Genomic DNA, 21,294 nt, shown 5'->3' with positions numbered 1-21,294 from the left:
CAAGCTCCTCGCTTCACTCAACCCGAACTTCCGCTTCGCGGCGGCGGGAGCGGACGTCGAGCTTGAGGTTTCAAACTACCGACTTCGGCGGCCACAAGATGCTATGCAGTCCCCTGTTTCGATCGAGACTGCACACGGACCCTGAACCGGGTAGTGTGCTGGTGCGGGGTCTTGCCGCGAGCAGCGTGGCCGCTTCGTCCTTTGGTGCGTTCGACTGCCCGGTATGTAGATTGGCTCCGGTCGCGGACTGGTGCGCATCTTGGTGAGCGTAGCTTCCCGTTGGAAAGATTTGTCATGCCCTGAACGCGACCGGGCTTGCGACGAGGCATCCCGATCCTGGTGACTCGATAGGGAGCATTGACATGCACGTCGCCATGTGGCGCTGGTGCGGCGGGCCGTTTGATCCCGCAGGCTTCGACGTCAATGCCGTCAACTCTGCGATCCCGAAGCTGCGCATCTGAGGCCGTCAAGGTGGTCTCGCGAGACGCTTAAGATCTAGAGAGCAGGAGCCGCCGCAATCGGCACGACATGTGCGCAATCTTGGTCGAGCGGGAACACCGGTCGCCGGACTTGCTTGAACGAGAACAAGCTGTAGTCGGAGCTAGTGACCCCCTTGCTGTCACACTCCACTAGCGCAGCAGCCAAGGGCAAGAACACCGGACGGCAGTACATGCGCGACTTGAGAAGCAGAAATCGCTCAGTGCGCGGATCGAGCCCAGCACACTCGAAAACGGCGAGGTCCCATGGCTCCTGGGTGCGCTCGGTCACCACGATCCTTGCTCTGCCTGTGTCGAACAAAACCGTTCGGCCCATGCTGCCGCGTTGGCCGGTGTAGGTGGGTCCAGTGATCGTGTATCCGCCGTCGCAGATGGTGCGCACGATGCCACTCATGTAAACGGGCGTCTTCACGAGGCCGATACTCGCGAGCAAAGACTTGTTGCCTAGCGCAACTGTCACCGCCGCTCCTTCGCCGGCCGTGATGAGCGCTTGCACTGCCTCGGGATCGCATAGCGGCCCCACGCCGATGCCATTGAGGCCTTGCGCCAGCGCCTCTTGCAACACGTCCATGGTGTCGCAACTACCGCCCGACATGCAATTGTCACCGTGGTCGAGTAGGAGCACTGGTTTGGTCGTGCCCTGTGCAAGTTCTTTGGCGCGCGCAATCGATTCGGCCAGTGGCTCGCTGCGGTACACAAAGGCCTCGCGGTCATCCCATATCTGTTTGGCTATGCGATCGGCCGTCGCCTGCGCTCGCTGGGGCGTGTGTGCGTCAACCACCACGACACTCATGCAGGGTGCCTCGATATCCGAGAGCGAGAAGCCTGCGAAGATCGAGACCGCGAGTAAGCCGCTGTGCTCGGCCTCGAGCGCATGGTCGATTGCGCACCTCATCGCACCAATTGACGATGCGCTGCGCAACGTGTGTGCCATCAAGGGAAGCCGATGCCATCTCATCGCCGGTTTGCTTCGCCCCGCCAGCATGTCGAAGATCAAGCGGCCCGCATGTTCTCCGGTTTCGTACATGTCGATGTGCGGGTAGGTCTTGAAGCCGACGATCACGTCCGCGTTGCCGACCATTGCGGGCGTCACGTTGGCGTGCAGGTCGAGCGCCACGCCGATCGGCACGCCCGGCGCCGCGGCGCGCAGCCGCACCAATAGGTCGCCTTCTCCGTCCGGGCTGTTCTGCGCCACCATCGCGCCGTGCAGGTCGAGCAGGATGGCATCGCAACCCGGCGCCGCATCGACGATGCGCTGGGTCAACATGGTGTAGGCACCGGCATCGACTGGTCCGCTCGGGTTGGCGGAAGCCGACACCGGCGTGACCACCGTCGCGTTAGCCTGCTCGGCCAGGTCGATGAAGGCCGACATCGCGGTTCGCATGCCCTTGTTGGCCTTGTAGGCCTGGGCGTCGAAGGTCGGGCCGTCGGGCCCGAAGGCCGCGAGTGGCGTGGGCACCGGCGAGAAGGTGTTGGTCTCGTGGTTGAGGCGTGCGATCAGTACTTTCATTGTGCAAACTTTCCGGCGCTTCCCAGCATCGTGATGTCTCCAAAGCTTGAACCGTTCCGGTTGTCGGGCCGGAAGGAGACTACAAAGCCGCTCAGGTTCATGGGCGGCGAGTTCTCGATGCTGCGCCTCAGCGATTCAGTGGTGATCGGCCCCTTCACGCGCTGCAGCGCTTCCGCAAAGGCCTTGGCCGTGATGTAGCCCTCGAGGCCCAGGTAGGAGCCTTCGCTGCCACTGCCCGCACCCTTGAGCGCGCGCTGGTACTCGTCCACGATGGGAAAGCGCGTCTTCCAGAACGGCGGCACCACCTGCGACAGTACGATGCCGCGGCTCTTGTCGCCGAGTTCCTTGTATAGGAGGAAGGAGCTCGCCACCGAGTTCGTGTAGATCTGCGGATGGATGGGCGCAGCCACCATCGAGCGGATGATGTTGATCGCTGGCGTGCCGGCCGCAATGACGTACACCGCCTGCGCCCCGCTCGCGATGACCTGCTGCGCAATGGCGGGATGGTCCTTTTCCTTGGGGTCGAAGCGCAGCGACAGGAGGACCGGATGCTTGTTCTTTTCGAGCGCATCCACCGCATCCTTCTCGATGCCCCGGCCGTAGGCGTCGTCGCTCGAGACGATCGCGATGCGCGTCACGCCGATGGTCGTCAGGTGCGTCATCACCCGCCGGACCTCGTCGGCATACGACTCCCGCACGTGATAGATTGGCACCTTCGGCCCGCGCAGCACCGCCGCGCCGGTGAGCCCGCCGAAGATGAAACTGTCGTACTTCGCAGCCACGGGCACCATGGCCGCACCGATGCCCGTGCCCATGGTGCCGAACAGGCAGACGACGCGGTCGGTGCCGAGCAGCTTCTCGGCATTGGCCGCTGCCTTCTCCGCGATGTACGCGTCGTCGTAGGTGATCATCTTGACCGGCCGCCCACCGATGCCGCCGGCCTTGTTCAACTGGTTGAAGAACAGCGTCTGGCCTTCCATGAAAGCCAGACTGTTCGGTGTGAAAGGACCGGTCAGCACCGCGGACTGGCCGACCAGGATCGGCTCTCCGGCCGCCGAGGCGGCTGTGCATGCCACGGCCATTCCTAGCGCCAGGATGCGCAAGCCGATGCGCCGGAGCACCGCGTTCACGCTGCGACTCCCGCGCTCTGCACCATCGCCTGCAGCAGCACATTGCAGCCGGCTTCGAGATGGTCGGGCTGCGCGTCCTCGATCTCGTTGTGGCTGATGCCATCGAGGCAGGGCACGAAGATCATGGCCGTGGGGCACACGCGCGCGAGGTACACCGCGTCGTGGCCCGCACCGCTGATCACGTTCATCCAGGTCATGCCCTGCGCCTGCGCGGCCTCGCGCACGGCGGACACGAGCTGGGGCGTGAAAGGCTGCGGCGGAAAGTACACGACCTGCTCCACCGACATCCCGACTTTGCCCTTCGCCGCGATGCGCTGCACGGCATCTTTCAGCGCGGCATCCATGGCCGACAGCACCACGTCGTCGGCTGCGCGCAGGTCGACGCTGAGCTTCACGCGGCCCGGGATCACGTTGCGCGAGTTCGGGTAGGCGTCGATCCAGCCGACCGTGCCGCGCCCATGCGGCGCGTGGGCGAGCGCGATGCGGTTGACCTCGATCACGAGTTCGGAGGCGGCCAACAGCGCGTCCTTGCGCAGTTCCATCGGCGTGGGGCCGGCATGGGCCTCCATGCCCTGCACCGCCACGTCGTACCAGCGCTGGCCCAGCGCCCCCTCGACCACGCCGATCACGCGTTCGCTGGCTTCGAGCACCGGGCCCTGCTCGATGTGCGCCTCGAAGTACGCACCCACCGGCGATGCCGTCGCCGACGCGGGGGTGCCGCCCGCGTAGCCGATGGAAGCAAGCGCCTCGGACACGCTGACGCCGTCGTTGTCGCGCTGCGCCAGCGCATGTTCGAGCGTGAACGCGCCGGCGAACACGCCGGAGCCCATCATCACGGGCACGAAGCGCGAGCCCTCCTCATTGGTCCATACCGCCACTTCGATCGGCGCCTCGGTTTCGATCTTCGCGTCGTTGAGGCTGCGGATCACCTCCAGCCCCGCGAGCACGCCGTAGTTGCCGTCGAACTTGCCGCCCGTGGGCTGCGTGTCGATGTGGCTGCCGGTGGTGACGGGCGGCAGCGCGTTGTTGCGGCCGGCGCGGCGCGCGAAGATGTTGCCGATGGCATCCACGCGGACTTCGCAGCCCGCCTCGCGCACCCAGCGCACGAACAGGTCGCGGCCCTGGCGGTCGAGGTCGGTCAGCGCGAGGCGGCACACGCCGCCCTTCTCGGTGGCGCCGACCTGGGCCAGCTGCATCAGCGAGTCCCAGAGGCGCTGGCCGTCGATGCGGAGGTCGCGCACGCCGGGCGCGCAGGAGAGTTCGTTCTGCGTGGTCATGGTTTTGCGAATGAGGTCTGGGTGATGAGCGCGTTCAAGCAAGACCGACACCGAGGTAGCGGTCTTTCACTTCGTGGTCGGCCATGAAGGCGGCGTTGCCGGCCTCGTGCACGATCACGCCCTGCTCCACGATGTAGTGGCGGTCGGCCAGCTGCACGCAGACTTCGAGGTTCTGCTCGACCAGCAGGATGGCGACACCTGCGGCCTTGATGGACTTCAGCTGGGCGACGATTTCCTCGACGATCACCGGCGCAAGGCCTTCGACGGGCTCGTCCAGGATCAGGAGGCGCGGATGGTTCATCAGCGCGCGGCCGATGGCCAGCATCTGCTGCTCGCCGCCCGAGAGCTGGCCGCCACCGTTGCGCCGGCGCTCCTTCAGCCGCGGGAAGATGCGGTAGATGTCCTCGAGCTGCCAGGGCGAATCGCGCCGCTGGCCGAGCAGCAGGTTTTCTTCCACCGTCAGCAGCTTGAAGATGCCGCGATGCTCGGGCACCAGGCACACGCCGCGCGTGGCGATGCGGTGCGCCGGCTGGCCTGCGATGTCGGCCCCTTGAAAGCGCACGCGGCCTCTCGTGGGCGTGACCGCGCCGGCAATGCTCTTGAGCGTGGTCGACTTGCCCGCGCCGTTGCGGCCCAGCAGCGTGACGAGCTCGGCCTCGCCCACGGTCATCGACACGCCCTGCAGCACGTGACTCTTGCCGTAGTGGCTGTGGAGGTCGTCGACATCGAGAATGTTGCCGCTCATGCCTTGCCCCCGGTGATCATGTTGCCGAGGTAGGCCGAGCGCACGCGCGCATCGGTGCGGATGTCGCCCGGCAGTCCTTCGGCCAGCACGCGGCCCAGCTGCATCACGGTCACGGTGTCGGAGATGTCCATCACGATGTTCATGTTGTGTTCGATCAGCACCACGGTGTGGGCGTCGCGCAGGCTGCGGATGAGCCGTTTCATGTCGTCGAGGTCGTCGATGCCCATGCCCGAGGTCGGCTCGTCGAGGAAGATGGCCTTGGGCTTCGCGGCCAGCGCCATGCCCACCTCGAGGCGGCGCTGCTGGCCGTGCGAGAGCACGCTGGCGGGCGTGTCGGCCAGCCGTTCGAGGCCGACGCGCGCGAGCACTTCGGCCACCGTCTCGGCGCAGGCGCGGTCGCCGACCGGCGTATGCCAGCAGTTCATGGCCTGTCGCGGCGCGATGCCCTGCGCCGCGACGCGCAGGTTCTCGCGCACCGGGAGGCTCGGGAACAGGCTGGTCACCTGGAACGAGCGCGCCATGCCGCGCTGCACGCGCTTGTAGTCGGGTTCTTGCGTCACGTCGTGGCCGTCGAACAGGATGCGCCCGCCCGTGGTGGTGCCGGTGCCCGTGAGCATGTGGAACAGCGTGGTCTTGCCGGCGCCGTTGGGGCCGATCACCGAGTGCACGGTGTTGGGCAGGATCTTCAGGTCGACACCGCCGAGCGCGGCGAACTTGCCGTAGTGCTTGGTGACGCCGATGGCTTCGATGAGTACGGGTTGCGTCATGCTTTTTCTCCCTGCGCTTCGGGTGCGAGCAGCGCGGAAGGCGGTGTCTTGCGGAACACGCGCCGCCACACGCTCTCGCCCAGCCCCCAGAGGCCGCGCTGCATGCCGATGCTCACGCCGATCAGCAACAGCCCCAGCAACAGCAGCCACCGTGGCCACAGCGTGGAGAGCCAGTCGGCCAGCAGCACATAGAAGGCCGAGCCCAGCACCGAGGCGAACAGGTTGCCGGTGCCGCCGATCACGGTGATGACCAGGATCATTTCGCTCGTGTGGTACTCGGCGTTCGACAGCGGCGCGATGCCGGTCATCATCGCGTGCAGCCCGCCCGCGAGGCCGGTGACGGCGCCCGAGATCACGAAGGCCAGCAGCTTGAAGCGCTTGAGGTTGTAGCCGACCGCGGTGGCGCGGTCCTCGTTGTCGCGGATGGCGAGCAGCGTACGCCCGAAGATCGAATCGGTCACACGCAGCAGCAGGCCGAACGCGATCAGGAACATGACCGCGACGAAGGCGTAGTACTTCCATGGCGTGTCCATGAACGTGGGACGCGGCACGTCGAGCAAGCCGTTGTCGCCGCCCGTGAGCCCCGAAGCGGTGTACGCCACGAAATAGAACATCTGCGCGAAGGCCAGCGTGAGCATCACGAAGTAGGTGCCGCGCTGGCGGATCGCGACCCAGCCGACCACCGCCGCGCCCAGTGCGCCCATGGCAATGGCGGCGAGCAGCGCGAGCGGCATCGGCAGTTGCAGGCGCGTGAGCAGGATCGCGATGGTGTAGCTGCCCAGTCCGAAGAAGATGCCCTGCCCGAACGACAGCAGTCCCGTGTGGCCCAGGAGCAGGTTGCAGCCCAGCGCGGCGAGCGCGTAGATCAGCACCTCGCTTGCGAGCGAACCCGAGCGCATCAGCAGCGGAAGGGCCAGCGTGACGATCAGCGCCAGGAGGAAAGTGATTTTTCTTGGCATGGCGTGGTTCATCCTCTGCGGCCGAGCAGGCCATGCGGGCGCAGCAGCAGCACTGCCCCCATCGCGATGTAGATCATCAGGCTCGCCCCCGGCGGCCAGATGGTGCTCATGAGGCTTTGCACGATGCCGATCAGGAGGCCGCCGACGAGTGCGCCGCCGAAGCTGCCGAGCCCGCCGATTACCACCACCACGAAGGCGACACCGAGCGCCTCGACGCCCATGAAAGGTTCGGCGCCGCGTATCGGCGCAGCCAGTACGCCCGCCAGTGCCGCAGTGGCAGCGCCCAGCGCGAACACCAGGCTGAACACGCGAAACACGTTGATGCCGAGCAGCGAGACCATCTCGGTCGATTCGCTGCCCGCACGCACCGCGCTGCCCAGGCGCGTGCCTTCGAGCACCCACCACAGGAGCACCGCCAGCACGGCGGTGAAGCCGATCACGAACAGCCGGTACTTCGGATAGACGAACGCGCCCCACATGACTACGCCCTGCAGCATGTCCGGCGTCGGCACGCTGTTGCCCAGCGGGCCCCAGAACACGATGACGATCTCCTGTACCGCGAGCGCGAGGCCCACGGTTACGAGGATGTGGAACTCGTGCGCCTTGGCATAGACGCGGCGCAGCAGCAGCTTCTCCGCGAGCCAGCCGAGTGCGCCGACGCACAGCGGCACCAGCACCAGCGCGGCCCAGAAGTTCAGGCCCCACTGCATCGCCTGGAAGCACAGGTAGGCGCCCAGCAGGTAGAAAGCGCCGTGCGCGAAGTTCACGAAGCGCAGCAGGCCGAACACGATGGACAAGCCAACGGCCAGCAGGAAATACAGCATGCCGATGCCGATTCCGTTGATGGTCTGGAGCAGGTAGACGGACATGGTTGTGAGTGATGACGGGCTCGGATGCGGCGCCCCTGCGGGAACACCGCGGAACCGGCTTTGCCGGACCGCAGGTGTTACCCCCCGCAAGGGGGTTGGAGGCCACACGCAGTGGGCAAGGCTTGGGGGTCAGCCCAATTTGCAGCCCGTCTTGTCGACGGGCAGGAACGACTTGCCGGAACTCACCACCTCGACGTAGTCGGCCGGGTTCGCCATCTTCGACTTCGCCTTGCCCTTGAGCAGGTAGTAGTCCTTGATGACCTGGTGGTCGGCCTTGCGGATTTCCTCGGTGCCCGTGGGGCCGTCGAACCTCATGCCTTCGAGCGCGGCGATCACCGCCTTCTGGTCGACCGAGCCCGCCTTCACGATGCCGTCGATCAGGATCTTGGTGCAGATGTACGAACCGGCCAGACTGTAGTTGGGCACGATCTTGAGCTTGTCGGCGGTGCGCTTCACCAGGTCCTTGTTGAGCGGCGTGTCGGCCGTGTGCCAGTACTGCGCGCCAAAGTAGACGCCGTCGCACAGGTCGGCGCCCAGCTCGTCGAACTGTTCGAGCCCCGAGGCCCAGGCCATGAGGATCGTCATGTTCTTGTGCATGCCGAAGCTCACCGCCTGGCGCAGCGCGGCCGACGACTGCGCGCCGAAGTTCAGCAGCAGCAGCACGTCGGGCTTGGTGGCCATCGCGTTGGTGAGGTAGCCGCTGAACTCCTTCTCGTTGAGCGAGTGGTAGCTGTTGCCCACGTGCTCGATGCCCTTCTCCTGGAAGATGTTCTTCGCCGCGCTCAGCAGGCCGTCGCCGAACACGTACTGCGGCGTGATCGTGTACCAGCGCTTGGCCTTCGGCATGGTGGCGATCAGCGGGCGCACCGTCTGCTCGATCGCACCGAAGGTGGGCACCGACCAGCGGAAGGTGGCCGGATTGCAGTCCTTGCCGGTGATCTCGTCTGCGCCGGCGGTGGTGATGAACAGGCCGCCGGCCTTCTCGGCCTCCTTGCCCATGGCCAGCGCCTCCGACGACAGGATGCCGCCCGCGAAGAACCTGGCGCCCTGCTGCTGCGAGGCTTCCTGCACCTTGCGCACAGCGGTGGCCGGCTTGCCTTCGGTGTCCAGCACCGTGTAGGCCAGCGGACGCTTCAGCACGCTGCCGTACTGCTCGATGGCCAGCTTCATGCCCAGGTCGGCGAACTTGCCGTTGGCCGCGAACGCGCCCGACATCGGGACCGGGCAGCCGAAACGGATCGCGTCCGCCGATTGGGCAAAGGCGGTGCGGCCGCCCAGGAGCGAGGCGGGGGCAGCCGACAGGGCGGCCAGCTGAAGAAGGTGTCTGCGTTGCATGAGTTCTCCGGTCGTGGTGGGAAGTAAGGAAAAGGTGGTGCCTGCGATCGCGGGCAATTTAAGCGGATAAATATGATTAATATGCTGGTAAAAACCCGTACGCAAGCCTTGTGCCCAATACCAGACCGACCCCTCGCACGATGCCGTTTAAGATCGCGCGCTGTTGCGCATCCCGCGCATCTCCCGATGGGCATGGAGCGTGTGAATGAGAGTGGGGCAGAACCGTCCTAAGCGGCAGAAGCTCTCGGACGTCATCGTCGAAGACGTCAAGCGCTGGATCGTGGCGGAGCGCAAGCAGCCTGGCGACCGGCTACCGAACGAGAAGGAACTGATCGAGCTCTTCGGCTACTCGAAGAGCACGGTGCGCGAGGCATTGAAGGCGCTGGAGGTGCGCGGCCTGATCTCCATCCGCACCGGCCCCGGCGGCGGAGCCTACCTGCAGCAGGTGTCGGTCGAGCATGCGTCGGAGCCGCTGCGCAACTTCCTGCACTTCCACCATCTCGACGGCCATCACATCTATCAGCTGCGCAAGGCGCTGGAGCCCGAGCTGGCCGTGAGCGCGGTGGGCAGGCTGACACCCGAGCAGTTCGAGCGGCTGGAAGAAAACATCCGCCTCTGCGCCCTCGAGCCGACCAACGAGGACGAACTGCGCACGCAGCGCGAGGCCGAACTCGCGTTCCACACGATGCTGGCGGAGAGCTGCCCCAATCCGGTGCTCTCCTTCATGTGCCGTTTTCTCAACGACCTGCTGCGCGACCTCGTGGTCTACAAGAAGGCGCTGGACCATCACCACTTCGGCGAGGCGAACGTCGACTATCACACGCAGCTGCTGGCGGCCTATCGCAAGGAGGACGCCGACCAGGTGCGCCGGCTGATGGCCGAGCATATGGTCGATGCCGAGGCGCACATGCACGAGATGGAGGCGCACATTGGTGTCAAACAACTGCTGATTTCTGCCGATAGGCACTAATGCGACTGTTTTCTGGCGAAGCTGCGGGAAATGCCAAGCGATCAAGGCATAGCGGCCTAAGGAATCGCTCAATGAACCCGCAGCTCGAGTTGACGCGCGGCAGCGTTGTGATGACACCGCGAACGCAGTTCATCGCGCCGCACGAGAGCGCGAGGTCGTGATCGAAGCCGTCCACACCTCAACGAATCTCTTCATAACAACCATTCGGTAGAGGTTGGTCTCGCTCAGGTGTTCATGCGGCAGCCTCCCTAGCTCCCCAACGGAACACCGTGCCATCGACCCACATGCGATGCAGGATGACGGCGAGCTTGCGTGCCACGGCAATCACCGCCCGGCGGTGCCCTCCACCGTGCGTGAAGAGGTGAACCGACTCGGATCGTCCACGCCCGCCTTGAACGACAAGGCGGTGACGAGCCCGACACCGGGCACCGACATCAGCAGCTTGCAGACCGGGTCGACCTTCACCAGCCCCTTGATGGCGTTGTCGAGCTTCAGGTCGGTCTTGTAGAGCACCGTCCTGGCGTCGAGCAACGGATTGAGCGCGCATCTCGTCCGCGGCTCGATCTGATTCCTGGCCGCCACACCCGACCCGCTTCGCCTACGCTGCTGCGGCGCAGCCGCGCAGCGTCCACCGCCGCCTTCAGTACCAACCGAAGTTGAGTTCGACTGGCGAAAACCCTAATGTTGGCCTATTGATCAACATATTGATCACGCATACAATTAATTGTCCATTCAGTCAGGAGGCGAGTCATGGACCGACGCTCTTTCAACCGCACCCTTTTCTGCGCCGGCGCAGGCATTCCGTTCCTCCCGGCCCAAGCGCAGCAACTTACCCAGGCGCGGATCGTCGTGGGATTCACCGCCGGCGGCCCGATTGACGTCCTGGCCCGCCGAGTTGCCAACAAACTTCGGGGCGGCTACGCGCCGGCGGTGATCGTGGAAAACAAACCCGGCGCGGCGGGCCAGATCGCGATCACGACCACACGGGACTCCGCAGCCGATGGCAGCACGTTGCTGCTCACGCCGTCTTCGATGCTGTCGATCTACCCGTTTACCTATCCCAAGCTGCCGTACAGCTTGAACGATCTGCAGCCGGTCTCACTGGCCTGCCAGATGAGCCACGGTTTCGCAGTGGGGCCCAGCGTGCCCGAGACGATCCGAACATTCGGCGACTTCTTGCGCTGGGCAAAGGACAACGTGACATCGGCAACCCTTGCATCTCCCGGCGCAGGCTCGATGCCACACCTGATTGGCGCCTTGCTGGGCAATTTCACCGGGGCCGACTTGCGCCATGTGCCGTACCGCGGAAGTCTTCCCGCGGTGCAAGATCTGCTGGGTGGCCAGGTCGCCGCCTTCTGCGGCCCGACTGGCGACCTGATTCAATACGTGAAGGCGGGTCGGGTTCGCATGCTGCTCACTTCGGGGTCGAAGCGCTCGATCTTCTGGCCCGACGTTCCCACCATTCGAGAAGCAGGTCTCCCGCTGGCGGTCAACGAGTGGTACGGGTTCTTCTTGCCTGGCAAGGCATCGCCCGAAGCAGCCAGAAAGGCCCATGCTTACCTGCTCGGTGCACTCGCGCAACCCGACGTGGTCAATTACGGACGACAGTCGGCGCTTGAAGTGGAGTCATCCACGCCGGACGCGCTTGCCAAGATGCTGCAGGCCGATGCCGAGCAATGGCGCCGGCTGATCAAGCAGATCGGCTTCACGGCCGAATCCTGATCGCTCTTTCTTCCACCTTTCTCGAAGATTTCATCCATGGCATCCAAGTCCCAAGCAGACGACCAGACTCTCCGCCCGCCAGTAGTCACCAAGCCGAACCGCAAGCTCAATATCTTGCTCGCCGCGGAGAAGCTGTTCGCCAGGCACGGCTACCACGCCGTGGCGCTGCGCGACATAGCCGAGGAAGCGCAGGTTCCACCCGCCCTGGTGAGCTACTACTTCGGAAACAAGGAGGATCTCTACCGCGCGATCTTCGAGCACTGGAGCCCTACGATCGCGCAACGCCTGTCGCAACTGGAGGAGGCGATGTCCGGCCCGACCCCGGAGCGCCTGGAGCGAGTCGTTGACGCGTTTGCCACACCGGTCATCCGGCTGCGCGCGAGCGCAGAAGGCCAGCACTACGCCTTGCTGGCTACGCGCGGCCTGGCGCTGCAGGGCGCCGAAGAGGACCAAGTCCTGCGCGAGTTCTTCGACCCTGTGGCCAAGACGTTCATCGATGCGCTGAACGAGATACTGTCGGCCGAGTATCCGGGCCTTGTGCGGCAGGACGCCGCTTGGTGCTACCAGTTCGCGCTGGGGTCTCTGATGCACTACATCGGCGACGAGCGCATCTACAGGCTGTCGCTGGGAGAAAGCCAGCCAGCCGATCCCACAGTGGCGCCTCAACTGAAGATCTTCATCACCGAAGGAATTCGGTCCGCGGCGCGAGCGTTCGCTGCTCAACGCAAGACGGGTGCCGCGGGAGCGAGCAAATGACCCTGCGCATCGTGGACATCTCCATGGCACTCGAAAACGACGTGCCTTCGGACCCCCCCGGGCTGGAGCCGAGGATCACCTATATCGATCATCACGTGAGCTACGCTGAGATCGCGACCTTCTTCCCGGGGTTGCAAAAGGAAGATCTCCCTGATGGCGAAGCATGGGCGGTCGAGCAAGTCAGTCTCAACACGCACAATGGCACGCACTTGGACGCACCCTATCACTTCGCCTCCACGATGGATGGTGGAAAGCGGGCATTGACCATTGACGAGGTCGACTTGCATTGGTGCTTCAAGCCCGCGGTCAAACTGGACTTTCGCCATCTTCCGGATGGCCACATCGTCAAGCCTTCCGACGTCGAAGCCGAACTGGATCGGATTGGGCATCAGCTGCGCCCGCTAGAGATCGTCCTTGTGAACACCCGCGCCGGAAGCGCGTACGGCACGACGGAATACACCAGGGCCGGCTGCGGCATGGGTTACGAGGCCACGATGTACCTTCTTGAGCGGGGAGTGCGCCTGACAGGCACTGATGCATGGAGTTGGGACGCTCCCTTCGCCTATACCGCTCAACGCTATGCGCAAACCAAGGACGCGTCGTTGATCTGGGAGGGTCACAAGGCGGGCCGGGACATTGGCTATTGCCACCTCGAGAAGCTCCACAACCTCGAAGCCCTGCCAGCCAGCGGTTTCACAGTGGCTTGCTTTCCCGTGAAGATCCGCGGCGCATCGGCCGGGTGGACACGCGCTGTCGCGATCTTTCAATAGCGGATGACGACGTCTGAATCATGAAACTCGCGACGATTCGCAATGGCAAGCCAGACGGTCAGCTCGTCGTGGTAAGCCGAGATTTAACCCGCGCAACAAATGCCTCCGATCTTGCGTCAACGCTTCAAGACGCCCTCGATGGGTGGGAAGGCACGCAGCCGTTGCTGCAAAGGCGGTTCGAGCAACTCGAGCAACGATCAATTGCGGATTTTCGGCTCGATCCATTCGGCTGTGCCGCGCCTCTACCGCGCGCCTACCAGTGGTGTGACGGCTCGGCGTTCCTCCATCACGGGCGGCTCATGGAGCGTGCTTTCAAACATCCTCCGCGGGAGAACTTCGAGACGATCCCTCTGTTGTATCAAGGGGGATCGGACGACTTCCTTGGCCCGCACGACGACGTTGCACTGCCTTCTGAAGAAGACGGGATCGACTTCGAAGGCGAGTTCGTCGTCATCACGGGCCGAGTGCCCATGGGAGTGAGCCCCAAGGAGGCGCTGAACCATGTCGCCTTGATAGGCCAGGCCAATGACTGGAGCCTGCGGAGTTTGATTCCCAGGGAGATCAATAGCGGCTTTGGCTTCTTTCAAAGCAAGCCTTCCACGAGTTTCGCGCCCGTGGTTGTCACACCCGACGAACTAGGGACGACCTGGCGCGACGGGCGCGTCACGTTGGACCTGCACGTTGAGTGGAATGGTCAGTGGTTCGGCCAGCCCAATGGCGCGGAGATGCACTTCAGTTTCGGCGATCTCATCTCGCACGCTGCGCGCACTCGAAACCTGGGGGCAGGAACGATCATCGGATCTGGAACGGTGTCGAACTCCAGGTCCAGCGCCGGTTCTGCGTGCATCTCGGAGAAACGGGTAATGGAGGTCATCAGCCTGGGCGCTCCATCCACCCCGTTCATGCGATTCGGCGACCGTGTCCGTATGTCGGCCAGAGATGCGAATGGCGTTATCCCTTTTGGCGTGATTGACCAAGAGGTGATCAAGCTCAAGAGTGCGAGGACCACGGGGGCCAAGCCCGCATTCCCACACAGACCTGCTCCTGGCCTGTAGCGTTCACCCTTCTGTCAACTGCCCGAGACCGAAGTGCGGCCATGCTGCACTCGAATCTGCCGCTGCAATTGACTGGCCGCCACCCGCCTTTGACCCATCACCGCTCCGACTCTTTGATCGAGAGACCGCGACTTGTTTCAAGTCCAGCGAAAGGCGCATGTCCGTGCGCCGTCCGTATGCCTACTTGAAAAACCACAGTGGAGTAGGAATGCCAGTCACCCAGTACCCCCTCCACAGATCCGTACGTGCGGAACTACCGCATACGGCTCCTGCCTTGGGTCGTGACGATAGGACCAACTGGAAGCAGCCCTTCGTATCCGCCTTTGGACGCTTGTCGCACGAACCCGACTCGAAGTCCGGTGCGCGTTGCCAACAGACGGATTTCCCTTGGCCTGCCGCCTTCCCTCCACCACCTCCGCAGCCCGGCCATTTCAGACCCGGCCTTGTTCGGCAGCTTCCTCGGTACTACGCAGCAGTCCGACTTCTCAGCGCCATGGCTCATCGGCGTACGCCAGAAGGCTTCCCGATGCGCTCTGCACTCAAAGTTGCAGAAGACCCTGAGACCTCCCGGTTCCAGCGCGAGATGTGTCCACGCATGCTCGGGGTCTCTGACTGCGCGAGGTCCGCGCTTGCCTCGCCAATGCGGCAAGCACGGTGTGGCCTTCGGCATGTCTCCAAAACCTCGGCACCCCGAACCACCTGCGCCTTACGGCGCAGGGCATGTATTTCGCAGCTCAATACCCGGCCTGCCTTTTCCCCTGTCAACGCTTCGCCCACGCCCTCACGAACGTGCACGCATGACTCGGGGCCGCCGTAGCTGGCTAAGCCTTCAACGTATGACTCTTTCATTCACAACATCTCGCCGGTTTTGACCGGCGCACGGAGACAACACCATGGATCAGGACATGAATCGCCGACGCGCCCTCGCATGTGCAGGGCTGCTCGCCGCGCCGGCCCTCGCATTCGCACAGGGCGGGTTCCCGAACAGGCCACTTCGCGCCATCGTGCCCGTACCGCCGGGCGGAGGCTTCGACTTCGTTGCGCGGATATTGGCCGATCGGATGACCAAAGGATTGGGACAACCGGTCATCGTTGAGAATCGCGCGGGCTCCGGCACCCTGATCGGGACGGACTTGGCAGCCAAGGCCGCCCCAGATGGGTACACCCTGTTGACCGGATCGATCTCTAACGTGGCGCTCAATATGGGGCTATACCGCAAACCACCCTATGACAGCTTGAGGGATTTCGACCCCGTTGGATTGGCGGTCTCGTACAGCTACGTGCTAGTGGCCCGGCCGGATTTGCAGCAAAAGTCGCTCGCTGAAGTCATCGCCTACGCAAAGGCGAATCCGGCACGCCTGACTTACGCGTCGGCCGGAAATGGCTCGGGCCAGCATGTGCTGCCGGCAGCGCTCTGGAGGCAGGCAAGGGTTGAGGTGAGCCACATTCCCTATCGAGGCGTCCAGGCGGGGTACCAGGATCTGCTCGGCGGCCGGGTGGATCTCCTCTTTGACCTGTGGCCGACGGCGCGCACGTACATCGAAGGCGCGCGCGTCACCCCCCTGGCAGTCTCGGGAACAAAGCGTCAACCTACGATTCCGGATACACCGACCCTTATCGAGAGCGGCTACAAGATTGAGCTCGAGTCCTGGTTCGGCTTCTTCACCCAGGCCAAGGTGCCAGCGGCGATCAAGGAAAAGCTACGTTCGGAGCTTGAACGTGTCATTGCCTCTCGCGAGGTGAGCGACATCTTCCGTAAGTCCGGCGGGACGTCACTGAGCCTGTCGACCGCCGAAATGCGTGAACTCGTGCGCCGTGATGTCGAGCGGTGGTCCAGGCTCGTGCGCGAGCTTGGCATCAGTCCCGACTGAGATCGCAGACGCTGGCGTGGCCTTTCGATGCATCGGATGTTGACGACCACTCCAGTCCGACACATTACGGGCGGCTCAGTGCGCGTGACCTGCATTTCCGACAACTGCGCCACGGGGTTGCGCAATAGATGCCGCTCGCAACGATGGTCTCCAGCCGGTTCACGATCGAGCGTATGGTGTCGCGCGTGTCGTAGCGCACGAGAGCATCGAGCTCCTCGCCAGTGGCGATGCCGGTCACGTAGACGGTGAACATCTCGATGACGCCTACGAGAAGTGGAAGGGCATCGTGCAAGCCTCGGGCGCGACAATCGAATAGGTGCCCGTGTCGCAGAATGACGTCTCCACAATAGGCCGCACCGACGGCACGGAGACAGCAATGGCACAGCGCAAGAATCGAACAGACACCCTTCTGCTGAAGACAACCGCCCTCGCAGCGGTTGTCGCCCTGGCGCAGGGCTGCGCGCAGACCACGGCACAGCGGCCGGCGCCGTCGGGCGCCACCGTCGCCGCACATGTTGCAGCAGCCACGGGTGCCGCCGGATCCGATCTGACGGCGCTGTTGACTCTCTGCAAACCCGCTCCCGCCGCGCGGCCGCCCCAGGCCGAGCTGGACAAGGGCCTTGCCGCCTTCATCGCCAAGCCCGCACCGCCGCCGGGCCAGGCTTTCGACAACCTGTATTTCGTGGGCGCCGACTGGGTCAGCGCCTGGGCGATCAAGACCTCGGACGGCATCATCCTCATCGATGCGCTCAACAACCAGGCGGAGGCCGCGGCACTGATCGAAGGAGGCATGCGCAAGCTGGGCCTCGATCCGGCGCAGATCAAGTACGTGATCGCGACGCACGGCCACGGCGACCACTACGGCGGCGCGCCGTACCTCTCGCAGAAGTACCGTGCGCGCGTGGTGATGAGCGAGACCGATTGGACCATGACCGAAACCAAGCTCGAATTCGCAACGCCGATCTGGGGCGCGCCGCCGAAGCGCGACGTTTCCGTGAAGGACGGTGACCGCATCACGCTCGGCGATACCACCGTCTCGCTGTACATCACGCCGGGCCACACCATGGGCACGATCTCGCCAGTGTTCGACGTGACGTCTGGCGGCAGGAAGCACCGCGCCATGCTCTGGGGCGGCACGGGCTTCAACTTCGGCAAGGACGTGCCGCGGCTGGACAGCTACATCGATTCAACGCGGCGCATGGGCGCGGTGGCACAGGCGCAGCGCATCGACGTGCTGCTGTCGAACCACTCGGGCATCGACGGCTCGCAGGCCAAGCTGGCTGCGCTGCGCCAGCAGCCGGCCGGCACGGCCAACCCGTTCGTGATCGGCACGCCCGCCGTGGAGCGCGCATTGAACGTGATGGGCGAATGCGCTCAGGCGCAGCGCGATCGGTTCGCGCTGCAGTAAGGCCGGCTCAATCTGGCGTGAACTTCTTGTTGAAGATGTCGACATCCGATGCCAACTCGAACGTCGCCACCTGCCCCATCTTCCCGTCGCTGAGGCGGCAGGCGGAGAACAGGCTGTAGCGGCCCTTGAAGTAGAACTCGTCCATCACGATCAGCGCGTACGGATACGGCACGAAGACCTGGTGCTCGAAGATGACGCGGTGCACGTTCCTGGGCGAAGGAAAGAGCTTGTAGTCGCCGGTGTCGATCGACTTTGCGGTGGCCATGGCGTGCTCGCTTCTTCTGCGTTCAGGCGGGGTCGCGCACGTCGGCCACGGGGTTGTTGCCGAAGTCCTCGCGCGCCAGATACTTGAGCACCTTGGCCGCCGCGGTGGCGGGGCTGTCGAGCCGGCCCTCCTCTTTCATGCTCACGAAGCGCGTTCGGTCCGGAAACTTCTCGGCCGATGAGCCGCGCAATTGCACCTGCATGTCGGTGTCGATCACGCCAGGCGCGAACGAGACGATGCGTGCGCCGTTCGGCGCCCCCTGCTTCCTCGAGCGCCACGACGCGCGAGAAGTGGTCCATGCCGGCCTTGGCGGCGCAATAGGACGCCTGGCTGCCCACATGGCACTAGCCCCAGGCCCGATGGCGCGTCGAAGGCATGAGCCCAATGCCGTGCGTGCCGACGTGTGACCGCGCTTGGCCGTGAGTCGGCAGCACGTCGCACCAGCCAACCACTACACCCTCCAGAGCGGCAATCATCTGGCGCCACCGGTTCGCGACGATAGACGAGTACAACGCCCATGAATCCTCCTCTGGCGGCGCCTCCGTGAACGAGAGAATTCGCTTCTCTCGCGCCACTGTGTCGAGCGCGAGCCGTAGTCCCTCGAAATGCTGCGTCGAAAGAGGTTCAATGGACAGGTTCATCTGATAGGAGCCCTGGAAGTTGAGCTCTTGGGCAGAACTCTGTCTGTCGCTCTCATTGGGAATGACCTCAGTCGTTGACACGTTGGTACTGCTCGATCTGACAGGCGTAGCTCCCAGGCTGCGTCGAGCATACCGAATAGCCCACAGGCGCGGTGCTTGCGCAGCCGGCCAGGACGCATGAAAGTACTGCGCTCGCGACCTTGAACATGAAGCCTCCGAACGACGGACCTGACAGCTGGGTCTTGGCTGCATTCTGCCCGTCAAGTTGGAGCGGCGGCGAACGTCGGGTTTTGGACCGTATCGCGTCATGCGGCCGAATCATCGAGCCAGAGATCCGATCTGTCGACGGCGCCCCAAGGGCGGCGGCAAGCATGCCGACCTGCTCCGCGTCGCGCGCAGTGCCCCGGCGGGGCTTGATTTGTCTTGACGAAACGCTGAGATGATGTAGTGCTGTGCGGTATATATACCGCACAGCACCGCGATATTCCATTCAGGCACGACCCATACATCCAAGCCTTAGGCGACGCGCCTTCCCCGATTCTTTTTGACAATTCACTGGTCAAGGGCGTGCGCGCGCCCGGCCCGACATCATCAAGACGTTCGAGGCCGGGCGCCACGTCCTCAGACCCGTCCAGCTCGCAGCCGTCTTCTCTAAGAACCGCGACGCCTGGCGCCTCGCGCGTCGAATGACGCTGGCAAGCTTTGAACGGTTCATGACTGAACGCACGCCGATGAAGGCGGTGCGCTTCAACTTCCCGCAGCGACCCGTGACGGGCTTCGTCTGGGGAGATGTCGTTCAAGTCGCAACCGATGGAGCGCGACTTCTACCTGACCCACGACATGGGCAAGACCAGGTACGTCAACGACTGGCGGTTACATGTGCCAGAGGGGTTTTAGCTTCTTGACCTGGTCCGTCACGAACTGGTGGTAGTGGTCAAAGGGTGCAAGCTTTACGCCGGGCTTCATCGTGGCTTGGACTGCTGTCGGTTTTCAACTTACCTTGAATTTTTTGCAGCTTAGTTTGAACTCCCGCGCCCGCTGCGGGCGAGCAGCCCGGTCGTGGGGGGCGTGCGCCCCTTGGCGAAGAGGACGTGCGAAGGAGTTTTAGCGGCTAAAAAAATCCGCAGTGCTGATGGCGCGCGGCTGCGAACCCCCGATCGAGAAGAGGAGGGCCAGGGCGCGGGGCCTCCGATTCCAAGGCGCGCGCAGGGCAGAATGCCGCCACAGCCGGTAACGGGCCAGGACCAGACACTCGAAGTCACCTTCCAATGTCAGCGTCGGAACAAATGGCGAACGCATTACAAATGTGATACACTCACAGCCATGAAATCGTGCACCTTACCTGCCGTTCGCGTTGAGCCGGAACTGCGTGCCGAGCTCGAAGCGGTCCTGGGTGAAGAGGAAACCATCAGCACCTTTGTGGCCGATGCCGTGCGCCGAGCAGTTGACTTCCGTCGCGTCCAGACGGACTTCCATGCGCGCGGCGAGGCCGCTTGGCAGGACTACCTGCGAACCGGTGTTTCGCACCCCGTGGACGAAGTGTTTGACCGCGTCCAGGCCCGCATTGATGCACGACGTCGCGAATTGCAAAGCCCCAGCACGTGACTGAGTTGTTCGGGGTTGAGATGACCCCGCAAGCCGAGGATGACCTTGAGCGGTTGTTTGAGTTCCTCGTCGTACGGTCAGAGACCTTGGAGGAACTGGACCATGCTCAGCATGTGCTGCACCAGCTTCGCACCAGTATCAAGAAGCGGCTGGCCGAGAATCCTTGGGCGTATCGGAAAGCGGGAGACGGCAGGCGTACAACGCGCCGAGAGTTAATCGTAGGCCTTGGTTCCACAGGCTATGTGGCCCTCTACGAAATCCTTCCAGGGCGGGCTATCAAGGTGTTGGCCGTTCGCCATCAGCGCGAAGAGGACTACCACTGAGCCCAATGCGGCTGTAAGTCGATGTGGTCCGGCCCTTCGGACTGAATGACCGTTTTGACTAGGGTCAGACGACCCTAAGCGCCCACTGACGCCGGCGCGTGTGCGGCAGCATGCGGCCATAACCGGTCACTCACGCGCTACGGCTGTCCTCATCTAATCTGCAGGCCCCGCTCACCCCAGACGACTGCAAGGAGAACCCCATGATCAAGGTCAACGTGATGTACCCGTACACCGAAGGCGCGCGCTTCGACCACGCCTACTACCGCGACCGGCACATGCCGATGGTGAAGGCTAGGCTCGGCAGTGCCTGCGCCTACTACACTGTCGAAAAAGGCCTTGCCGGCAGAGCGCCCGGTGAACCCCCCGCCTTCGTGGCGATGTGCGCGTTCTTCTGTGATTCGGCCGAAGCCTACGAGGCTGCCAGTAAGGAGCACCGTGCCGAGATTCGGGGCGACATCGCCAACTACACGGACATCGCGCCGGTAATCCAGTTCAGCGAGGTCGTCGTTGAGCGGTCGGATCGTTGAACGCGCCAAATCAATGTCTGATGACCCGCGCGCCGGGTATTGGCCAAATCCGTCTGCTGCCAACGGCCACTTCCGGACGTTCGCGCCTCATTCGCCGACCTTATCCGGCATCAAAGTAGAGCTAGCGCAAAACAAAATTGTAGATATTCAGAAAGACTCAAAAGTAGAGTAATAGTGTGGCAAAATAGTAGAGTTTCAATACTGGAGCCACCCGCTCATGGCTACGCCCAATGAAAAGCTCGCCGCTTCCCTGCACGTGCTCAAGTCCTTGCAAGACAAGGGCATCCAGGTG

General features: G+C 63.7%; 21 protein-coding genes and 2 pseudogenes. 10 read left to right on the top strand and 13 right to left on the bottom strand.

Annotated elements, in window-relative coordinates; genetic code table 11:
- Positions 1-495 precede the first annotated feature (495 nt).
- The 8 genes from BLS74_RS29995 to BLS74_RS29960 all read right to left on the bottom strand — a co-directional run bounded on the left by BLS74_RS29995 (position 496) and on the right by BLS74_RS29960 (position 9,089).
- Positions 496-2,007, bottom strand: a complete 1,512-nt coding sequence (locus tag BLS74_RS29995; RefSeq protein ID WP_093111056.1) for a M81 family metallopeptidase — start codon at positions 2,005-2,007, stop codon at positions 496-498.
- Positions 2,004-3,137, bottom strand: a complete 1,134-nt coding sequence (locus BLS74_RS29990; RefSeq protein WP_093111054.1) for an ABC transporter substrate-binding protein — start codon at positions 3,135-3,137, stop codon at positions 2,004-2,006. Before BLS74_RS29990 ends, BLS74_RS29995 begins: the two co-directional genes overlap by 4 nt.
- Positions 3,134-4,414 carry a Zn-dependent hydrolase gene (locus BLS74_RS29985; RefSeq protein WP_093111052.1) on the bottom strand — a complete coding sequence of 427 codons (1,281 nt, stop codon included), beginning with the start codon at positions 4,412-4,414 and terminating at the stop codon, positions 3,134-3,136. The genes BLS74_RS29990 and BLS74_RS29985 overlap by 4 nt, the downstream gene beginning before the upstream one ends.
- Positions 4,415-4,448: 34 nt before the next feature.
- Positions 4,449-5,159 (bottom strand): ABC transporter ATP-binding protein, encoded by a 711-nt coding sequence (locus BLS74_RS29980; RefSeq protein WP_093111050.1) that lies wholly within the window; start codon positions 5,157-5,159, stop codon positions 4,449-4,451.
- Positions 5,156-5,926 (bottom strand): ABC transporter ATP-binding protein, encoded by a 771-nt coding sequence (locus BLS74_RS29975; RefSeq protein WP_093111048.1) that lies wholly within the window; start codon positions 5,924-5,926, stop codon positions 5,156-5,158. Before BLS74_RS29975 ends, BLS74_RS29980 begins: the two co-directional genes overlap by 4 nt.
- Positions 5,923-6,885: a branched-chain amino acid ABC transporter permease gene (locus tag BLS74_RS29970; protein ID WP_093111046.1), complete on the bottom strand. Its 963-nt coding sequence runs from the start codon at positions 6,883-6,885 to the stop codon at positions 5,923-5,925. The genes BLS74_RS29975 and BLS74_RS29970 overlap by 4 nt, the downstream gene beginning before the upstream one ends.
- A gap of 8 nt (positions 6,886-6,893) precedes the next feature.
- Positions 6,894-7,754, bottom strand: a complete 861-nt coding sequence (locus BLS74_RS29965; RefSeq protein WP_093111044.1) for a branched-chain amino acid ABC transporter permease — start codon at positions 7,752-7,754, stop codon at positions 6,894-6,896.
- A 129-nt stretch (positions 7,755-7,883) separates the two neighbouring features.
- Complete coding sequence (locus BLS74_RS29960) at positions 7,884-9,089, bottom strand: ABC transporter substrate-binding protein (protein WP_093111042.1); 1,206 nt, start codon at positions 9,087-9,089, stop codon at positions 7,884-7,886.
- A 205-nt stretch (positions 9,090-9,294) separates the two neighbouring features.
- Between BLS74_RS29960 and BLS74_RS29955 the strand changes: the two genes are divergently transcribed.
- Positions 9,295-10,059 (top strand): FadR/GntR family transcriptional regulator, encoded by a 765-nt coding sequence (locus tag BLS74_RS29955; RefSeq protein WP_093111040.1) that lies wholly within the window; start codon positions 9,295-9,297, stop codon positions 10,057-10,059.
- A 232-nt stretch (positions 10,060-10,291) separates the two neighbouring features.
- On the opposite strand, the pseudogene BLS74_RS35375 reads toward BLS74_RS29955, so the two are convergent.
- Positions 10,292-10,527, bottom strand: a pseudogene (locus tag BLS74_RS35375) (transposase); the annotation flags it as partial.
- Between the two features lie 282 nt (positions 10,528-10,809).
- Between BLS74_RS35375 and BLS74_RS29945 the strand changes: the two are divergent.
- The 5 genes from BLS74_RS29945 to BLS74_RS29925 all read left to right on the top strand — a co-directional run bounded on the left by BLS74_RS29945 (position 10,810) and on the right by BLS74_RS29925 (position 16,233).
- On the top strand, positions 10,810-11,781 hold the full coding sequence (locus BLS74_RS29945; RefSeq protein ID WP_093111036.1) for a tripartite tricarboxylate transporter substrate-binding protein: 972 nt from the start codon (positions 10,810-10,812) through the stop codon (positions 11,779-11,781).
- 36 nt (positions 11,782-11,817) lie between these two features.
- On the top strand, positions 11,818-12,537 hold the full coding sequence (locus BLS74_RS29940) for a TetR/AcrR family transcriptional regulator (protein ID WP_093111034.1): 720 nt from the start codon (positions 11,818-11,820) through the stop codon (positions 12,535-12,537).
- Positions 12,534-13,307: a cyclase family protein gene (locus BLS74_RS29935; RefSeq protein WP_093111033.1), complete on the top strand. Its 774-nt coding sequence runs from the start codon at positions 12,534-12,536 to the stop codon at positions 13,305-13,307. The genes BLS74_RS29940 and BLS74_RS29935 overlap by 4 nt, the downstream gene beginning before the upstream one ends.
- 20 nt (positions 13,308-13,327) lie before the next feature.
- Positions 13,328-14,362 carry a fumarylacetoacetate hydrolase family protein gene (locus tag BLS74_RS29930; protein ID WP_093111031.1) on the top strand — a complete coding sequence of 345 codons (1,035 nt, stop codon included), beginning with the start codon at positions 13,328-13,330 and terminating at the stop codon, positions 14,360-14,362.
- Between the two features lie 893 nt (positions 14,363-15,255).
- Complete coding sequence (locus BLS74_RS29925; protein WP_093111030.1) at positions 15,256-16,233, top strand: Bug family tripartite tricarboxylate transporter substrate binding protein; 978 nt, start codon at positions 15,256-15,258, stop codon at positions 16,231-16,233.
- A 64-nt stretch (positions 16,234-16,297) separates the two neighbouring features.
- Here BLS74_RS29925 and BLS74_RS29920 read toward each other — a convergent pair whose 3' ends face one another.
- Positions 16,298-16,486, bottom strand: a complete 189-nt coding sequence (locus tag BLS74_RS29920; protein ID WP_093111028.1) for a hypothetical protein — start codon at positions 16,484-16,486, stop codon at positions 16,298-16,300.
- Between the two features lie 123 nt (positions 16,487-16,609).
- On the opposite strand from BLS74_RS29920, the gene BLS74_RS29915 reads away from it, so the two are divergent.
- Entirely contained in the window at positions 16,610-17,641 is a 1,032-nt protein-coding gene (locus tag BLS74_RS29915; RefSeq protein ID WP_093111026.1) for an MBL fold metallo-hydrolase, read from the top strand.
- Between the two features lie 7 nt (positions 17,642-17,648).
- On the opposite strand, the gene BLS74_RS29910 is transcribed toward BLS74_RS29915, so the two are convergent.
- The 3 genes and pseudogenes from BLS74_RS29910 to BLS74_RS34680 form a co-directional block, all read right to left on the bottom strand.
- A complete protein-coding gene (locus BLS74_RS29910; RefSeq protein ID WP_015867751.1) occupies positions 17,649-17,906 on the bottom strand; it encodes a hypothetical protein in 258 nt (85 codons plus the stop codon).
- A gap of 22 nt (positions 17,907-17,928) precedes the next feature.
- Positions 17,929-18,249: pseudogene (locus BLS74_RS29905) on the bottom strand (SDR family NAD(P)-dependent oxidoreductase); the annotation flags it as partial.
- 1 nt (position 18,250) lies between these two features.
- Entirely contained in the window at positions 18,251-18,547 is a 297-nt protein-coding gene (locus BLS74_RS34680; protein ID WP_170855774.1) for a hypothetical protein, read from the bottom strand.
- A 1,323-nt stretch (positions 18,548-19,870) separates the two neighbouring features.
- Between BLS74_RS34680 and BLS74_RS34675 the strand changes: the two genes are divergently transcribed.
- From BLS74_RS34675 to BLS74_RS29885, 3 genes are all read left to right on the top strand, one after another.
- Positions 19,871-20,152: a YlcI/YnfO family protein gene (locus BLS74_RS34675; protein WP_170855773.1), complete on the top strand. Its 282-nt coding sequence runs from the start codon at positions 19,871-19,873 to the stop codon at positions 20,150-20,152.
- Entirely contained in the window at positions 20,149-20,475 is a 327-nt protein-coding gene (locus BLS74_RS29890; RefSeq protein WP_093111020.1) for a type II toxin-antitoxin system RelE/ParE family toxin, read from the top strand. Before BLS74_RS34675 ends, BLS74_RS29890 begins: the two co-directional genes overlap by 4 nt.
- Positions 20,476-20,675: 200 nt before the next feature.
- Positions 20,676-21,002, top strand: coding sequence for an EthD family reductase (locus BLS74_RS29885; protein WP_093111018.1), 327 nt, complete (start codon positions 20,676-20,678; stop codon positions 21,000-21,002).
- The last annotated feature ends 292 nt before the right edge of the window (positions 21,003-21,294 follow it).

The sequence above is a fragment of the Variovorax sp. CF079 genome (assembly GCF_900101545.1).
Taxonomy (GTDB): Bacteria; Pseudomonadota; Gammaproteobacteria; order Burkholderiales; family Burkholderiaceae_C; genus Variovorax.
The sequence above is the reverse complement of the archived record's forward strand: the minus strand, read 5'-3'. Positions and strand labels throughout refer to the sequence as shown.

What these genes read in the sequence shown, in the direction of transcription:
- BLS74_RS29995 (WP_093111056.1), bottom strand. Translation starts at nt 2,007, where the DNA reads ATGAAAGTACTGATCGCACGCCTCAACCACGAGACCAACACCTTCTCG.
- BLS74_RS29985 (WP_093111052.1), bottom strand. Translation starts at nt 4,414, where the DNA reads ATGACCACGCAGAACGAACTCTCCTGCGCGCCCGGCGTGCGCGACCTC.
- BLS74_RS29980 (WP_093111050.1), bottom strand. Translation starts at nt 5,159, where the DNA reads ATGAGCGGCAACATTCTCGATGTCGACGACCTCCACAGCCACTACGGC.
- BLS74_RS29975 (WP_093111048.1), bottom strand. Translation starts at nt 5,926, where the DNA reads ATGACGCAACCCGTACTCATCGAAGCCATCGGCGTCACCAAGCACTAC.
- BLS74_RS29970 (WP_093111046.1), bottom strand. Translation starts at nt 6,885, where the DNA reads ATGCCAAGAAAAATCACTTTCCTCCTGGCGCTGATCGTCACGCTGGCC.
- BLS74_RS29965 (WP_093111044.1), bottom strand. Translation starts at nt 7,754, where the DNA reads ATGTCCGTCTACCTGCTCCAGACCATCAACGGAATCGGCATCGGCATG.
- BLS74_RS29960 (WP_093111042.1), bottom strand. Translation starts at nt 9,089, where the DNA reads ATGCAACGCAGACACCTTCTTCAGCTGGCCGCCCTGTCGGCTGCCCCC.
- BLS74_RS29955 (WP_093111040.1), top strand. Translation starts at nt 9,295, where the DNA reads ATGAGAGTGGGGCAGAACCGTCCTAAGCGGCAGAAGCTCTCGGACGTC.
- BLS74_RS29945 (WP_093111036.1), top strand. Translation starts at nt 10,810, where the DNA reads ATGGACCGACGCTCTTTCAACCGCACCCTTTTCTGCGCCGGCGCAGGC.
- BLS74_RS29940 (WP_093111034.1), top strand. Translation starts at nt 11,818, where the DNA reads ATGGCATCCAAGTCCCAAGCAGACGACCAGACTCTCCGCCCGCCAGTA.
- BLS74_RS29935 (WP_093111033.1), top strand. Translation starts at nt 12,534, where the DNA reads ATGACCCTGCGCATCGTGGACATCTCCATGGCACTCGAAAACGACGTG.
- BLS74_RS29930 (WP_093111031.1), top strand. Translation starts at nt 13,328, where the DNA reads ATGAAACTCGCGACGATTCGCAATGGCAAGCCAGACGGTCAGCTCGTC.
- BLS74_RS29925 (WP_093111030.1), top strand. Translation starts at nt 15,256, where the DNA reads ATGGATCAGGACATGAATCGCCGACGCGCCCTCGCATGTGCAGGGCTG.
- BLS74_RS29920 (WP_093111028.1), bottom strand. Translation starts at nt 16,486, where the DNA reads ATGTTCACCGTCTACGTGACCGGCATCGCCACTGGCGAGGAGCTCGAT.
- BLS74_RS29915 (WP_093111026.1), top strand. Translation starts at nt 16,610, where the DNA reads ATGGCACAGCGCAAGAATCGAACAGACACCCTTCTGCTGAAGACAACC.
- BLS74_RS29910 (WP_015867751.1), bottom strand. Translation starts at nt 17,906, where the DNA reads ATGGCCACCGCAAAGTCGATCGACACCGGCGACTACAAGCTCTTTCCT.
- BLS74_RS34680 (WP_170855774.1), bottom strand. Translation starts at nt 18,547, where the DNA reads ATGAACCTGTCCATTGAACCTCTTTCGACGCAGCATTTCGAGGGACTA.
- BLS74_RS34675 (WP_170855773.1), top strand. Translation starts at nt 19,871, where the DNA reads ATGAAATCGTGCACCTTACCTGCCGTTCGCGTTGAGCCGGAACTGCGT.
- BLS74_RS29885 (WP_093111018.1), top strand. Translation starts at nt 20,676, where the DNA reads ATGATCAAGGTCAACGTGATGTACCCGTACACCGAAGGCGCGCGCTTC.